Origin of the sequence: Kluyvera sp. CHPC 1.251 (assembly GCF_036759945.1) — a bacterium.
Lineage (GTDB): Bacteria > Pseudomonadota > Gammaproteobacteria > Enterobacterales > Enterobacteriaceae > Kluyvera > Kluyvera sichuanensis.
In genome coordinates this window covers 140379-154906 of sequence record NZ_JAPKIC010000001.1, presented here as the reverse complement: position 1 = coordinate 154906, position 14528 = coordinate 140379, and the positions used below count along the sequence as shown (strand labels likewise).

General features: G+C 58.7%; 14 protein-coding genes. 2 read left to right on the top strand and 12 right to left on the bottom strand.

What is annotated here, in order from left to right:
- Positions 1–40: 40 nt before the first annotated feature.
- The 11 genes from rhmD to V6940_RS00680 form a co-directional block, all read right to left on the bottom strand.
- Complete coding sequence (rhmD, locus tag V6940_RS00730; protein WP_333494462.1) at positions 41–1246, bottom strand: L-rhamnonate dehydratase; 1206 nt, start codon at positions 1244–1246, stop codon at positions 41–43.
- A 14-nt stretch (positions 1247–1260) separates the two neighbouring features.
- Complete coding sequence (locus V6940_RS00725) at positions 1261–2043, bottom strand: IclR family transcriptional regulator (RefSeq protein ID WP_333494461.1); 783 nt, start codon at positions 2041–2043, stop codon at positions 1261–1263.
- A 203-nt stretch (positions 2044–2246) separates the two neighbouring features.
- A complete protein-coding gene (locus V6940_RS00720) occupies positions 2247–3443 on the bottom strand; it encodes a nicotinamide mononucleotide deamidase-related protein YfaY (protein WP_333494460.1) in 1197 nt (398 codons plus the stop codon).
- Positions 3444–3543: 100 nt separating this feature from the next.
- Positions 3544–4086 (bottom strand): YfaZ family outer membrane protein, encoded by a 543-nt coding sequence (locus tag V6940_RS00715; protein WP_333494459.1) that lies wholly within the window; start codon positions 4084–4086, stop codon positions 3544–3546.
- Between the two features lie 176 nt (positions 4087–4262).
- A complete protein-coding gene (menE, locus tag V6940_RS00710) occupies positions 4263–5624 on the bottom strand; it encodes an o-succinylbenzoate--CoA ligase (RefSeq protein ID WP_333494458.1) in 1362 nt (453 codons plus the stop codon).
- Positions 5621–6586, bottom strand: coding sequence for an o-succinylbenzoate synthase (menC, locus tag V6940_RS00705; protein WP_333494457.1), 966 nt, complete (start codon positions 6584–6586; stop codon positions 5621–5623). The genes menE and menC overlap by 4 nt, the downstream gene beginning before the upstream one ends.
- On the bottom strand, positions 6586–7443 hold the full coding sequence (menB, locus tag V6940_RS00700; RefSeq protein WP_035892608.1) for a 1,4-dihydroxy-2-naphthoyl-CoA synthase: 858 nt from the start codon (positions 7441–7443) through the stop codon (positions 6586–6588). The genes menC and menB overlap by 1 nt, the downstream gene beginning before the upstream one ends.
- Positions 7444–7451: 8 nt before the next feature.
- Positions 7452–8216, bottom strand: coding sequence for a 2-succinyl-6-hydroxy-2,4-cyclohexadiene-1-carboxylate synthase (menH, locus tag V6940_RS00695; protein ID WP_333494456.1), 765 nt, complete (start codon positions 8214–8216; stop codon positions 7452–7454).
- Positions 8213–9883, bottom strand: coding sequence for a 2-succinyl-5-enolpyruvyl-6-hydroxy-3-cyclohexene-1-carboxylic-acid synthase (gene menD, locus V6940_RS00690; protein WP_333494455.1), 1671 nt, complete (start codon positions 9881–9883; stop codon positions 8213–8215). Before menD ends, menH begins: the two co-directional genes overlap by 4 nt.
- 78 nt (positions 9884–9961) lie before the next feature.
- On the bottom strand, positions 9962–11254 hold the full coding sequence (gene menF / locus V6940_RS00685) for an isochorismate synthase MenF (RefSeq protein WP_333494454.1): 1293 nt from the start codon (positions 11252–11254) through the stop codon (positions 9962–9964).
- A gap of 147 nt (positions 11255–11401) precedes the next feature.
- Positions 11402–11863, bottom strand: coding sequence for a GNAT family N-acetyltransferase (locus V6940_RS00680; RefSeq protein ID WP_333009635.1), 462 nt, complete (start codon positions 11861–11863; stop codon positions 11402–11404).
- Positions 11864–11909: 46 nt separating this feature from the next.
- Here V6940_RS00680 and rbn point away from each other — a divergent pair, with 46 nt between their 5' ends.
- The gene (rbn, locus tag V6940_RS00675) at positions 11910–12827 is read left to right on the top strand and encodes a ribonuclease BN (RefSeq protein WP_333494453.1); all 918 of its coding nucleotides are present in this window, start codon (positions 11910–11912) and stop codon (positions 12825–12827) included.
- A gap of 66 nt (positions 12828–12893) precedes the next feature.
- Positions 12894–13889 (top strand): chemotaxis protein, encoded by a 996-nt coding sequence (locus V6940_RS00670; RefSeq protein ID WP_185667033.1) that lies wholly within the window; start codon positions 12894–12896, stop codon positions 13887–13889.
- Between the two features lie 326 nt (positions 13890–14215).
- On the opposite strand, the gene V6940_RS00665 is transcribed toward V6940_RS00670, so the two are convergent.
- Complete coding sequence (locus V6940_RS00665; RefSeq protein ID WP_333494452.1) at positions 14216–14503, bottom strand: hypothetical protein; 288 nt, start codon at positions 14501–14503, stop codon at positions 14216–14218.
- Between the last annotated feature and the right edge of the window lie 25 nt (positions 14504–14528).

Sequence of the window (14528 nt, the reverse complement as noted above, 5' to 3'; positions counted from 1 at the left end):
AAAAATGGGCCGTACATCAGCGCTGTACGGCACGGCTGGATCAGTGGCTATAAGGACGTTTCAGGTTGCAATCGCGGTTCAGCTCAACGCCGAAGCCCGGTTTGTCGAGAACGGTTTTATGAATGCGCCCGTTTTGCGGCACCGGTTCGCCGACCAGAATCGGGTCAAACTGCGGACGCATCGTTGAGCAGTCCGGGCTGGTCATCAGGAATTCGCTGAACGGTGTGTTGGTAAAGGTAATGACCGCGTGGTGCGAATAGACCGATGATCCGTGCGGGACCACCAGTTGACCGCGCGCTTTAGCAATGGCGGCAATCTCTACCAGCGTGGTCAAACCGCCGCACCAGCCCACGTCAGGCTGCATAATATCGATGCCGGTTTCCGACAGGGTACGGAAAGATTGCAGCGTGCCGTGGTGCTCGCCGCTGGTGACCATCATCCCGGCTGGCGCGTTGCGTTTAAGTTCACGATAACCTTCGTACTGCTGTGGCGGCAGACACTCTTCGATCCACTTAAGGTTGTGAGGCGCGCAGGCGTGAGCCAGCTTAGTGGCGTAGTTAACGTCCTGGCTCATCCAGCAGTCCAGCATCAGCCAGAAATCCGGGCCGCATTTTTCGCGCATATCAGCAACCATCGCGGCGTCTTTGCGAATCCCCGCATCGCCATCGTGTGGCCCCCAGTGGGTCGGCATTTTCCCGCCGATAAAGCCCATCTCTTTCGCCAGATCCGGACGCGCGCCGGTAGCATAGAACCGAATTTCATCGCGCACCGCGCCGCCCAGCAGTTTATACACCGGCAGGCCAACCACTTTGCCAAACAGATCCCACAGTGCGAGATCGATACAGGAGATGGTGTTCATCACCAGTCCGCCGGAGCCGGAATAATACATCGTGGCGTTGAGCATCTGGTCATGGATTAGTTTGATATCGCTGACGCACTTACCTTCGATAAAGCGGTTCAGCTGTTTTTCAACGATAAAGCAGCCCATTTCCCCCGCCGTTGATACCGCAAAACCGGTCTGCCCATTTTCAGCTTCAACTTCAACAATCAGCGTTCCCAGAACGTTGATGCCAAATGACTGGCGAGACTGCTCATACTGTTTGTACTTGCTCATCGGCGTGGCGATGTGGTCGTCAATCCAGTGGTTTGCGCCCTGGTCGTGATAATCACCGCCGCCAGCACCTTTCTCTGCAGTAGCGCCGCCGATAAACCAGGCGCGAACGTGTTTAATTTTCGGTAGGGTCATGGTGTTTTTCCTTATTATGAGGCTTGTTGTTCAAAGGGGCTTTTCCACCCCAACAGGCGTGAAATATCTTTCGCGCAGGCAATCGCCTTACCGGCGAGGTAATCACGATTGTCTTCGTTGATTTGCAGACGCGTGCCCACCACTGAGATAGCAGCGGTCAGCTCGTTATTCGCGTTAAATACGGGTGCGGCGACGCAGCGAACGTCGGGATAATCCTCGCCGTTATCGAAGCTCCAACCTCTGGCACGAATGCGTTTTAGTTCATCGTGAAGCTGCTGAGCAGTGATGATGGTGGTCGGCGTGGCCCGCTCCCAGCACAGTTCGCTGATAATCGACTCCTGAACCCGCTCAGGCTGCCAGGCCAGCAGGCATTTACCGATACCGGAACGATAAAGCGACAGGCTCTTGCCTTCATGTGAACGCACACTGATGGTGGCCGGAGATTCGATCTTCAGAATGTAATAGGCGTTGCCGTTATCGATGATCCCCAGGTGGCAGAGCAGTCCGCACTGATCCATCAGTTGCGTCAGGCGCGGACGCGCCAGTTCGCGCAGGTCCATTTTGCTCAGTGCATGACCGGCCAGTTCAACCAGCTTAGTCCACAAGCAGTAGTTATCCTGATTATCCAGGCTGAGGAAACGCTGTTTTTTTAACTCCCCCAGCAGCAGATAGGCCGTGCTTTTCGGGATACCCAGTTCGTCAATAATGGTCGCCGCGCTGCAGGGGCCAATACGGGCGATCAAATTGAGAATATCAATGGCGCGGGTGAGCGCCGGGACCTTACTTAATTCCAACATACTGGACTCCAATCCTGAATACTGGAATCAGTGTTGCGGTTGTCAGGGTGCTAAATTGTGAGCAACTTCAAACGATGGGGCTATTCCAGCTTGATGGAGGTTTGGAAGGGAAAAGATGAGAGATAGCGCACAGATTATTTCAAAGCAAGTACAACAGGTTGGACTGAAAAAGCGCCGAAGGTCATCTCCGACGCGTTGATGTGTTACAGCACCAGCGAATCGACCACATTAATCCAACCGTGTTCGCTGGCAACCGGGCGGCCGTTCAGCCAGCGGCGCAACATATTCAGCGCCATCATCGCGCACACTTCCTGACGCACCGCCAGACTATGTCGCGTATTGCTGAACTTCACCTGGAGCGCGTGGGTGGCGTCCGGGGTGGCGAGCGCAAAGTTGATATGTTCGCTTTCAAGGCCGCTTACCGCCAGCGCCAGCCCGGCAAAATGATTCACCCGGCGTTCAGCGGCCCAGCGGGCGGTCTGCGCTAAGCTCTCATCCTGCGGCGGCACCACTTCGCTGGCGAGCAGCGGCGCCTGGGCGCGGGACAGTTGCAGGGCAATCAACCCGCTGGTGAACTGCTCGCTTAAGGTCAGGCTGAGCTGTTTCTCTTTCAGCACCCGCGCCAGCTGCGCAGGCAGCCCTTCGGTACCTTCGAAAATCAGACTTTCCCCCGCCACTTTCTGCACTTCCGGCCACAGCGCCAGCATGGCTTCGCGATGCTCCGCAGGCCCGGTCAGCTTCAGTTCGATAATCGGCATTGAGGAGCGATAGCCCATGCTGACGCCCGGCGGTAGCTCAAGGTGCTGCAGGCTCTGAGCGAGATCGCTTTCTGAGCGGCCAAAGGTGGTCAGACGCAGGCACAGCGGCGGTTCGCCGACCGGATAACGCTGGCGAATGCGCGGCAGGATCTCTTTTTCGACCATCACCTTAAACTCGGACGGCACGCCCGGGGTGAAGAACATCAGGCAGCGGTTGAGCTTAACGGCAAAGCCGCAGGCGGTGCCGACCGGGTTATCGATAAGCTCGGCGCTGGCCGGGATTTCGGCCTGTTTGCGGTTGCTCGGCGCCATAACGCGGCCGCGCTCGCTGAAAAAACGCTCCATAAACGCCAGCCACTCTTCGTGCAGAATCAACGATTCGCCTTTGGCCGTTGCCGCGGCAAGCGCGCTGAGGTCGTCGCTGGTCGGCCCCAGGCCGCCGTTCACAATCAGGATATCCGCCTGGGTACTGCGCTCGCGCAGAATCGCTACCAGGTCTTCCAGGTTATCGCCCACGGTGTTGCGTCGCGTCAGCGGGATTCCCTGCTGAAAGCAAAAGTCGGCAAGCCAGGCAGCGTTTGTATCGACGATCTGCCCCGATAAGACTTCGTCACCGGTGGACAGCATCTCAACCGTTATCATCACTTTCTCCAATAAAAAGAGGACGAGTCACTATAACGCAAGCGGAGGATTTAAGAAGAGAAAAACTGGCGCAGCGGTGCCGCCGCGCCGGGGGGGGGGATTAGAACGCTGCGCTCACGCCAACGTATGGGCCATCGGCCACGGCGTTGTCACGATGACCGTCTTTACCCGCGAGGTTCAGGTAACGATAACCTGCTTCGATGCTGATTGGACGCATGATGGTGTAACGCGCGCCCGCGTTCGCTTCGGTGTAGCTGTCGATGCCGCTGGAAAGCGAATCTGGAGAGTAGTAGTACTCGCCGAACAGACGCAGGCTGTCGCCAATTTTCCACTGCAGGCCGCCGCCGACCGCTGCAGCATAGCCGGAATCGCTGTCGTTCGGATCGGTGTAAACGCCTTTACCGCCTACGGTTGCCATGAATGGACCGAGAGGGATATTCAGGCCCAGACCCAGACCTGCGACATCACCGTCGTCGTCGCTGTGCGTCCAGTTACCGGTTAACGCCAGGCCGGATGTCTCAGTACCGAGACCAAAACCCAGGTTAGTGTAATCTTTACCGGCCTGGCCGCTAAAGCTGACTGCACTCGCTGACGCGGAGACAAACATCAGCCCCGCCAGACCCAATAACACGCTCTTTTTCATCTTCATCCTTTCACGCAAACGCAAAAATAAACGCCCATAATCCGCTGAATTGTACTGCGATACGCAGCGGATTCAATGTACGAAACAGGCAATAATCAGTGGGATTGTAACGAATTACGTCTCATACATCAGCATGAAAAATACTTAACGCACATACAATCACGCAAATCTATTTCTTACGATTTTGCCTGCGCATTTATCCATTGCGTGAGCTGATGGCGAGAGACCTTAATTCCCGTTCCCTTCATCGCCTCGGGCAGCATCAACCAGCGGCACGGCTGCTGGAATCCCGCCAGCTTATCTTTTGCCCACAGTGCCAGCTCGGTAATATCCAGCGTCGGCTCAGCATCCAGCACCGCCACCGGGCGCTGACCAAATTCGATATCATCAACGGGGACAATAAAGACCTGATTCACCGCCGGATGCTGTACCAGCACCCGCTCTACCTCTTCCGGCTGAATGCCCTCACCACCGCTGAAAAACAGATTATCCAGACGACCAATGACGTGCAGCTTGCCGTCTTGGATTTCACCGCAATCGCGAGTGGCAAACCAGCCTTCGGCGTTGACCAGCGGCACCAGTTCACCGTTACGCCAGTAACCTGAGGCCATGCTGCTGGCGCGCAGCCAGATTTCGCCGTCCACCAGTCGCAGTTCACGGCCCGGCAGCGGTACGCCAACATCCTCGCCGCCGTTGGCTTCGCGCGCACAGACGGTGGAAGCAAACTCGGTCAGGCCGTAGCCGCAGAAGGTTTTAATCCCCCGCGCTGCTGCCTCTTCGGTCAGCACCGCTGGAATCGCCGCACCGCCCAAAAGCACCGTTTTCAGGGTGAGCGGCTGTTCATCATTAAGCAGTCGCCAGAGCTGCGTCGGCACCAGCGAGGCGTGGGAGCAGCCGTGCAGCGCCTGCGCGAGCGGGCGTTCACTCACCGCCATCTGTGCGCCCATCAGCAACCAGCGCCAGAAAATCCCCTGGCCGGAGACGTGGAACAGCGGCAGCGACAGCAGCCAGCAGTCATCCTGAGCAAACGGCATCAGGCTCAGCACGCCGTGCGCGCTCGCCAGATGCGCCGCGCAGGTATGCACCGCCGCTTTCGGCAGACCGGTTGAACCCGAGGTGAGGGTCATGGAAGCCAGGCGTCCAGCACGCCAGTCGCACGGCGTTGTCAGCGGTGCGGAACGCAGCTGCAACGGCGCGAGACCATAGTGTTCATCGGCTTCCATATTTAAAAAGTGACGCAGGCTGAGTCCCGGCAGCAGTTGGCTGACTAGCGTCGCCGGCAGCCGTGGGTTCAGCGGCAGAATACGCGTGCCGCACTGCAGCAGCGCCAGCCAGGCCAGCACCGCCTCCGGGCTGTTGCGCGCGCAGAGCGCCACGCCGTCTTCAGGGTTAACGCCCTGTGCCTGAAACCCGGCGGCCAACGCGTCGATACGTTCGCAGAGCGCCGCCCAGCTTAGGGTTTCATCATCGAACCGCAGCGCAACCGCGTCGCCGTGTACCTCGCGCCAGTGCCGCCACGGCCAGGTTGTAAAGGTCACAGCAGTGGCTCCATATCCTCGATCGCGCCGCACGGCAGCAAGCTGCCAGGCCAACAGCGAATCAGCTGGGTCTGCATCAGATCCAGGGTATCGAGGCCGGGGATGGTTTGCGGGGTTAACCATGCAGCGATGCGCGCCAGCTGGGTTAAGCCGAGGCTTGATTCCAGCGAGGAGCTGATCACCGCCGTCAGGCCAAGCGCGTGTGCCGCCGCCACCTGGGCTTTTACGCGTTCCAGGCTGCCGGTGAGCGTCGGTTTGATCACCACGGCTTTGAGGCCGGTCTCGGCTTCAAAGCGGAAATCCGCCTCGCGCAGGCTTTCGTCCCAGGCAATAGCGATGCCAGTTTCACGCGCAAAGGCGCGGGAGTCATCGCGGGTTTTGCATGGTTCCTCGAGGAAAGCGATACGCGAGCGGTAATCCGGGTTGACGTATTTGGCGAACTGCTGGGCTTTCAGCGGCGTCCAGGCGCGGTTGGCGTCAAGACGCAGGGTCAGCTCTGGAATGGCTTCCAGCAGCAGGTTCACCACCATGCCGTCGCGAACCGCTTCGTACAGGCCAACCTTCACCTTCGCCACCTTCTCGCCGGACATGTCGGCAAGCTTGATAACCAGATCGTCCGGGTCGCCGGTACACAGCGGCGCAGCGCGATAATCCGCCGCCTCAGGCAGCGCATCGTTCAGCTCCGCCAGCGCACAGCTGATGCCGAAGGCTACCGAGGGAACCTCTGGCAACGCGCGATCGTCGCCCTGTCGCCAGGCGTTAACCCAGCCCAGAAGCGCCGACTGCGCGTCGTCCAGCGACTCCAGGCTAAAGCCCGGCAGTGGGGAGATCTCTCCCCACCCGTCCCGTTCGCCGTCACGCAGGTAGACGAATAACCCATCACGGGTTTTCAGCCGCCGCTCGCGCAGAACCACACCTGCGTCCATCGGTATCTGCCAGCGGTAAACCTGCGCACTACGCATTACGGATTCCGTTTGAATTTGCTGAAGTCTGGCTGACGTTTCTGGTTGAAAGCGTTACGGCCTTCCTGACCTTCTTCGGTCATGTAGAACAGCATGGTGGCGTTACCGGCCAGCTCCTGCAGACCCGCCTGACCGTCACAGTCGGCGTTGAGCGCGGCTTTCAGGCAGCGCAGCGCCATCGGGCTGTTTTGCAGCATTTCGCGACACCAGCGAACGGTCTCTTTTTCGAGATCGGCCAGCGGTACCACAGTGTTCACCAGGCCCATATCCAGCGCCGCTTTGGCGTCGTACTGGCGGCACAGGAACCAGATTTCACGTGCTTTCTTCTGACCGACGATGCGCGCCATATAGGATGCGCCCCAGCCGCCGTCGAAGGAGCCAACTTTCGGGCCGGTCTGGCCGAAGATGGCGTTATCCGCCGCAATGGTCAGGTCACACATCATGTGCAGCACGTGGCCGCCGCCGATGGAGAAACCCGCGACCATCGCCACCACCGGTTTCGGGCAGGTACGAATCTGACGCTGGAAGTCCAGCACGTTCAGGTGGTGAACGCCGCTGTCGTCCTGGTATCCGCCGTAGTCGCCGCGCACTTTCTGGTCGCCGCCGGCGCAGAAGGCTTTGTCGCCCGCACCGGTCAGGATGATCACGCCGACGTTGTCGTCATAGCGGGCATCCGCCAGCGCCTGAATCATCTCTTTGACCGTCAGCGGACGAAACGCGTTGCGAACCTGCGGACGGTTAATGGTGATTTTGGCAATGCCGTCAGCGGATTTTTCGTAGCGAATGTCGGTAAAACCTTCGGAACAATCGTGCCACTCAGCGGGGGCGTACAGCATAGCTTCATCAGGATAGATCATAGCGAGTCCTATAAGTTAACAGGCAGAATCTGAGCCAGGCACGCAGCCACGCCCGCGGGATTTTCCCGGTGCGCGTTGTGCCCGGCATCATGAATAAGGTGGCAAGGTCGCGAGAGTTCCTCGGCAATAGCCCGAAACTTGCGGTCGCGCTCGCCACAGAGATACCAGAATGGATTTGAAAGCGTGTGCAGCGCAGGACGGAGGTCTTCCTGCACGGCTAACGAGGTGGCCAGCAGCATTGCCGCCAGCGCACTGCCGTCGTTTTGCTGACGCAGCGTTACCAGCGAATCACGCTGCGCGTCGGTAAGGCTGGCAAAGACCGGCTGTTGGTACCAGGCGCTGAAAACGTCCGCTAGCGACTGCTCACGAAAACGCTGCGCCCAGGCTTCGTCGTTACGCCAGCGCGATTCTCGCTCCGCGTCGTCCGTCAGGCCAGGGTGACCGCCTTCGACAATCAGCCCTGCGAGGCCTTCCGGCCGCGAGCAGGCGTGGTGCATGGCAATCCGTCCGCCCAGCGAGTACCCCACCAGCCAGTAATTAAGTATGTTGTAACTAAGCAGCGTAGCCTGGAGTGCGGCGTCCATCTCAGTGAAGTTATTGACCCGCACAGACGCAGAACCACCGTGGCCGGGGAGATCGACATACAGCCGATTCGCCCGCACAAAGCGTTGCCCTACCGGCTGCCATTCGCGGTAGTCGCCGGAAAAACCGTGCAGAAAAACCAGCCACGGCTGCGTTGGATCGCCCTGCTCGGCCACGGCGTGCAGAATCATAGCTTGCTGACCTGCGCCAGCAGATGCTGCAGCGTTTGCGCGCCGTCGGTGTCGTTGACCACCAGCTCAATCACCGTGGTCGCGGGCGTACGCCAGGCGGTGCTCAGCGCGGCTTCCAGCGAGGCCCAATCCTCTGGCTGCTGATAGCGCAGGCCAAACATTTTCGCCGCATGTTCGAAGTGAACGTTTTGCGGCATCGCGTAGAAGCGCTCGCGCTCCTCCACCGGCGTCGGCAGCAGAGAGAAAATCTGCCCGCCGTTGTTGTTGACCACGATCAGTACCAGCGGCGCAGAGACCTGACGCAGCAGCGCCAGCGCGTTGAGGTCGTAGAGCGCCGATAGGTCACCAACGATGGCAAGCGTCGGCCGTGCACTGGCACGCTGCACGCCAGCCGCCGTAGAAATCAGGCCGTCGATGCCGCTGGCACCACGGTTGCTGTAAACCGGGTAGCCCGCCGGAAGCTGGCCCAAGGCGTCAATTAAGCGCACCACCAGGCTGTTACCGACGAACAATTGTCCTTGTTCAGGAAGATAGCGGCGAATACGGTGCGCCAGCTGCGCTTCGCCGAAGTGTTCGCTTTGCGCGGCGACCGCATCCCATGCCTGCTCGGAGAGTGTAGGGATGACCGTGGTCCACGGCGCGCGTTTTTCCGCCGGGTGTTTTTCCAGCCACTGGGCAATGTTGCTCACCAGTCGACGACCACGATGGTGCGCCGGGTCAAGGCGGCCGGAGAGCGGGTCGACCAGCCAGTATTCGTCCGGTTCGCAGGCCAGCTGCCATTGCAGCACGCGTTTGCCGGTAAGGCTGCTGCCAAGCTGCACCACAATCTGCGCCTGCTCAAGCTCGCTGATGGCGGCCGGGTTGCCGAGCCAGAGATCCGCGCACGGCAGCGGCTGCCCGGTTTGCGACAGCACGTCGCCAATCAGCGGCCAGCCGAGGGTTTTCGCCCATTCGGCAACCTTCTTGCCCTCTTCCGCGCTCATGCGCCCGGCGACAATCACGCCACGCTTTTGCCGCCAGAAGAACCAGTCACGCTGGACGGCACTCTCCTGATGCAGCGATTCGCGCAGCCAGGGTTTTTCCCCCTGCCACCAGTCGCCCAGCGCCTGCTGCCAGGCAAGGCCGGTATCGTCCATATCGCCATAAAGCGGTTCCGCAAACGGGCAGTTGATGTGCACGCCGCCGGAATGCAGTGAGCCCAGCGCGTCATCCACCACGGAAACCAGCCAGCGGGCCGGAATATCCTGGCTCGGGCGCGGTAACGAAAGGGTGCTGGAAGGGTGTGAGGCAAACATACCGGGCTGGCGGATCGCCTGATTCACGCCGCAGTCGATCAGTTCAGGCGGGCGATCGGCGGTCAGCAGAATAATTTTTTCACCGGTCAACCCTGCTTCAATCAGCGCCGGGTAGAGGTTCGCTACCGCCGTGCCGGAGGTAACAATCACCGCCACCGGCTGCTGGCTGACCTTCGCCAGCCCCAGCGCCAGATGCCCGAGCCCGCGCTCATCAAAATGGGTGTGATGAATAAAGGTGCGGTTCTCCGCCGCCGCCAGCGTAAGCGGTGTGGAACGAGACCCCGGCGCAATGCAAACGTGCCGCACGCCGTGACGGGTTAATGCTTCGAGGATCACCGCCGCCCAGCGTCGGTTAAATGCGCTTACTGACATGAAGTTGTCCGGTATCAAATAATCGACTCAGTATAAATTCTACGGCTTAGTAGGATTTTGATATGAATCGGTAATGTTCTATTCAGGGAACAGCAAAGCGCGCAGACCCGCCGCTTTATTTTCGATTTCCTGCCACTCTTGCTCAGGATCCGAGCCGTCGATGATGCCGGCACCGGCATACAGACGCACCGTGTTGCCTTCCACCTTCGCCGAGCGCAGCGTGACGCAAAATTCGCTCTGGCGACGAGAAAGATAGCCCGCCGACCCGGCATACCATTCGCGGGTAAACGGCTCGAAACGGTCGATAAAGTCCAGCGCCTGCGCGCGCGGCAGCCCCGCCACCGCCGCCGTCGGCTGCAGTTGCAGCAGGCAGCGCGTATCGTCCGCCACGTTAAGCTCCGCCTGAATGCAGCGGCGCAGATGCTGTACCTTGCGCAGGCGAACGATTTCCGCAGGCAGAACGTCGAGGGTGTGGGTCAGCCCCTGTAAGCGCTGGCAGATATCTTCCACCACCAGGCTGTTTTCCCGCTGGTTTTTATCGTCGTGCATCAGCCAGTCGCCCAGCCGCTTCGCGGTTGCCGCATCGTCGTGCGCCGCCACGGTGCCCGCTAGCGCTTCAGTGCGCAGCGCCATGCCGCGCCGCCGCCATAAACGTTCCGGCGAGGAACCGAGAAACGTCCGCTGCGCGTCGAACGCCATATAGAAATGATAGCAAGAGAAATTGACCCGGCGACTGGCGGCCATCAGCGCACTAGCGTTTGGCGCGCCGCAAAAGACCAGATCCGTTGCTCGTGCCAACACCACTTTGCTAAACGCGCCGTCGCGAACCGCCTGGGTGGCCTGCTCAATCAGCCGACACCAGCCCTCTTTTCCAGGGCGATGGGTTTCGCTTTCCTGCTGCAAGGCCAGCTCCGCCGAGGCGTGATGGGCGGTGAGCAAGGCCAGGCATGCCCGCGCCTGTTCGGCATCCTGCCGGAGCGACGTATCGCTCCACAGGTTGATGCGAAGTTGAGCGTGCCCGGCTTCGCGTCGCCACTCCAGACGTGGCAGGAACAGCTGGCCGACGTTGGGATCAAACGCGTTCACGCCGCAGATGCGCAGATCGTCGCGCTCAAGCGTGTGCAAAAAGGCATTGGCTTCGGCCAGGGAGGTAAAGGTCTGTACGGCACCCAGCGCGGCAATCTCTTCTTTGCCGCTGCGCTGCTGCCAGTAGAACTGCGGCCAGACCGCCTGTCCGCTAAGCCAGGCAAGCGGGTCAAAGGCATCGCTCAGGGGAAAAGAGACTTCGAGGGTTCGCGTGCCGGGCAACGCTGGAAAATCGTCTGTCAGCAGCCCTGACAGGCTCTGCAACGCCGCTAAAATGGATCGCACGCAAACCTCCCTATGATAAAAACCACATAGTATACGGGGTACTTGTTATAAAAAGCAGTACCCACGATTAGGGAGCGGAAACGTAACAAGGCAATATCGCACTGAAAATCAACGCTCTTTGCCTTTCACTATAGACGGGATTTGGGGTTATGCCTGCGCCACTTCTCGCGCCATGCCCACGTGCGGAATACCATCTTCGTCGTAAACGTCGGTGACGGTGATAAACCCGAAATGGCCGTAGAACTCCCGCAGATGCGCTTGCGCGCCAAGATAGAGCGCCCGCTGCGGCCAATGCTGCTGGCAGCTGGCCAGCGCGCGTTCCATCAGCTGATAGCCCAGGCGTTCGCCGCGCACCGCTGAGCTGACAATCACCCGGCCAATCACCACCGGTTCAAATTCTTCCTCACTGACCAGAATGCGCGCGTAGGCCACCAGCTTGTCGTCTTTCCAGCCCAGCAGATGGCGGTTTTCACCCACCAGATCGTCGCCGTCAATATCCAGATAGACGCAGGCCTGTTCCACCACGAAGACTTCGCTGCGCAGTTTCAGCAGGTCGTACAGCGTCGGGACGGTTAATTCAGAATGGTGCAAATCTTGCCAGCGAATCATGGTAGGCTCCTTAAACCTTATTTTTTACCGCCAGGGGCGCGGCGCTATGCAATTGACGTTTTTAGGTACATCCGCGGGCGTGCCAACCCGAACTCGCAACGTAACAGCAATGCTGCTGAATCTGCAACACCCGACGCAGCCGGGGCTGTGGCTTTTTGACTGCGGCGAAGGCACCCAGCACCAGCTGCTGCACACCGCTTTTCATCCGGGCAAAATCGAACGCATCTTTATTAGCCACCTGCACGGCGACCATCTGTTTGGCCTGCCGGGGCTGATTTGCAGCCGTTCGATGTCGGGCAGCGCCCAGCCGCTCACCCTGTACGGGCCAAAAGGGCTGAAAGAGTTTGTTGAAACCACCCTGCGCCTGAGCGGTTCGTGGACCGATTTCCCGCTGGAAGTGGTTGAGATCAGCGGCGGGGAGATCCTCGATGACGGCCTGCGTAAAGTCACCGCTTTCCCGCTGAATCACCCGGTCGAGTGCTACGGCTTTCGCGTGGAAGAGCACGATAAGCCGGGGGCGCTGGATGCGCGCAGACTGGTTGCCGCAGGCGTCGCCCCCGGCCCGCGGTTCCAGCAGCTTAAAGCCGGTGAGCAAGTGACGCTTGCTGACGGTCGCGTAATTAACGGCGCGGATTACCTCTCCCCTGCCACGCCCGGTAAAAAAGTGGCGATTTTTGGCGACACCGCACCGTGCGATGCCGCGCTGGCGATGGCCCGCGACGTTGATGTGATGGTACATGAAGCGACGCTGGAAGCCGCCATGGCGGAGAAAGCCAACAGCCGCGGTCACTCGTCCACCGAGCAAACCGCCCAGCTGGCGCGGGCCGCCAACGCGAAGCGGCTTATCGTCACACACGTCAGCTCACGCTACGACGCCGAAGGCTGTCGCCGTCTGCTCGCTGAGTGCCAGGCCTATTTCCCAGCATGCGAACTGGCCGAGGATTTCGCTACTTTCACGCTGTGATAACGTTTTAGCCACGCCTGCCGATAACTCAGCTAATAAGAGAACGCTTTTTACGCTGAGGGCATGATGGATAACTTCCAGAAAGAGATCGACGACAGGGCTAACCTGACCCTGTCCAACCGTTTTGAGCTGCTGCTTTTCCGCCTCGGCGCGTCATCGCAGAGCGACGCCTCGGAACTGTACGGCATTAACGTCTTTAAGCTGCGGGAAATTGTCCCGATGCCGAGCTTCACCCGCCCCGCCGGCATTAAGCCGCCGCTGATGGGCATGGTGAATATTCGCGATCAAATCATTCCGGTTATCGACCTCGCCGCCGTGGCGGGCTGCAAACCTGCCACCGGCCTGAACATTCTGCTGATTACCGAATACGCCCGCAGCGTGCAGGCCTTCGCCGTCGAATCCGTCGAGAACATTACCCGCCTCGACTGGACGCAGATTCACACCGCTGAGAAGGCAGTGAACGGCAAATACATCACCAGCATCGCCTGCCTCGACGATCATAAGGAGAGCAACAACCTGGCGATGGTTATCGACGTGGAGCAAATTCTTTACGACATCACCCCTTCCAACCACGACCTGCATGCCAAAGAGTTGAACCCGCGCAAATTCAATATTAAACCGGGTGCCACAGCGATTGTTGCCGAGGACTCGAAGGTGGCGCGCGCTATGCTGGAGAAAGGGCTGAAGGCGATGGACATCCCCGCCCAGTTGCACGTGACCGGCAAAGAAGCGTGGGAGAAAATCGAGCTTATCGCCCAGGAAGCGGCGAAAGAAGGCGTGCCGGTGAGCGATAAAATCGCCCTCGTGCTGACCGACCTCGAAATGCCGGAGATGGACGGCTTTACCCTGACCCGCAAAATCAAAACCGACCCACGGCTGCGCAATATTCCGGTGGTGATCCACTCATCGCTGTCGGGGAACGCTAACGAGGACCATATTCGCAAGGTTAACGCCGATGGGTATGTGGCTAAGTTTGAGATTAATGAGCTGGCGGCGGTGATTGAGCGAGTGCTGAATAAGGCGGCTGGGAGGGGGGAGAGTGGGTTGCATGCGGTGAGGTGATTGGGGAACCGCCAGGAAGTGTAGGTGCCTGGCGGGTTTGAGGGCGGCTATGAACGAGAAACGGATGTTTACAATTGTTAACACGGACCAATACTTAGCAGAATAATCTTCATCAACAAAGCACGGCCAGCTTGACCAACAAGGCGGGAAGGTCTGTAAAACAGCTAGAAATGGCGATTCAGACTTGACAACCTAGGTTCGATTGTGAGAGCAAAGATTGCTTAATCGGTAAATTCCTGAGCAGGCATAAAATAAACAGACAGTCCTATCTTGCTAAGTTTCTTCCTGGACAAGGTTTTCAATCGAATGCAGGGAAGGGTTATATGTTAGATGCTAAAGAACTCAATTGCTTCCATAATATTATTCATCATCTGCTTATCACCGCTTGTGACTGCTTGGTGCAAAAGGCCTGAGAGCATGGCATTACGTGTGTTAGCTGGTATGACACAGGGACTGAGTATCCCACGTGACTGCGGATATCCATCCCAGTGAACTCCGAGTTCTTTAGTGCCTCCATTATATTCGTGCTTATGATCATAGTGACCATAAATTAATATCATACCATCATCTTCATGGAATGGTTTAGAGTTTTTCCAGTACGAAATCATGTTCATTTTTATTTCCTCTAATAAAAAACGT

What these genes read in the sequence shown, in the direction of transcription:
- V6940_RS00715 (WP_333494459.1), bottom strand. Translation starts at nt 4,086, where the DNA reads ATGAAAAAGAGCGTGTTATTGGGTCTGGCGGGGCTGATGTTTGTCTCC.
- menC (WP_333494457.1), bottom strand. Translation starts at nt 6,586, where the DNA reads ATGCGTAGTGCGCAGGTTTACCGCTGGCAGATACCGATGGACGCAGGT.
- menB (WP_035892608.1), bottom strand. Translation starts at nt 7,443, where the DNA reads ATGATCTATCCTGATGAAGCTATGCTGTACGCCCCCGCTGAGTGGCAC.
- V6940_RS00670 (WP_185667033.1), top strand. Translation starts at nt 12,894, where the DNA reads ATGGATAACTTCCAGAAAGAGATCGACGACAGGGCTAACCTGACCCTG.
- rbn (WP_333494453.1), top strand. Translation starts at nt 11,910, where the DNA reads ATGCAATTGACGTTTTTAGGTACATCCGCGGGCGTGCCAACCCGAACT.
- menH (WP_333494456.1), bottom strand. Translation starts at nt 8,216, where the DNA reads ATGATTCTGCACGCCGTGGCCGAGCAGGGCGATCCAACGCAGCCGTGG.
- V6940_RS00725 (WP_333494461.1), bottom strand. Translation starts at nt 2,043, where the DNA reads ATGTTGGAATTAAGTAAGGTCCCGGCGCTCACCCGCGCCATTGATATT.
- V6940_RS00720 (WP_333494460.1), bottom strand. Translation starts at nt 3,443, where the DNA reads ATGATAACGGTTGAGATGCTGTCCACCGGTGACGAAGTCTTATCGGGG.
- rhmD (WP_333494462.1), bottom strand. Translation starts at nt 1,246, where the DNA reads ATGACCCTACCGAAAATTAAACACGTTCGCGCCTGGTTTATCGGCGGC.
- V6940_RS00680 (WP_333009635.1), bottom strand. Translation starts at nt 11,863, where the DNA reads ATGATTCGCTGGCAAGATTTGCACCATTCTGAATTAACCGTCCCGACG.
- V6940_RS00665 (WP_333494452.1), bottom strand. Translation starts at nt 14,503, where the DNA reads ATGAACATGATTTCGTACTGGAAAAACTCTAAACCATTCCATGAAGAT.
- menD (WP_333494455.1), bottom strand. Translation starts at nt 9,883, where the DNA reads ATGTCAGTAAGCGCATTTAACCGACGCTGGGCGGCGGTGATCCTCGAA.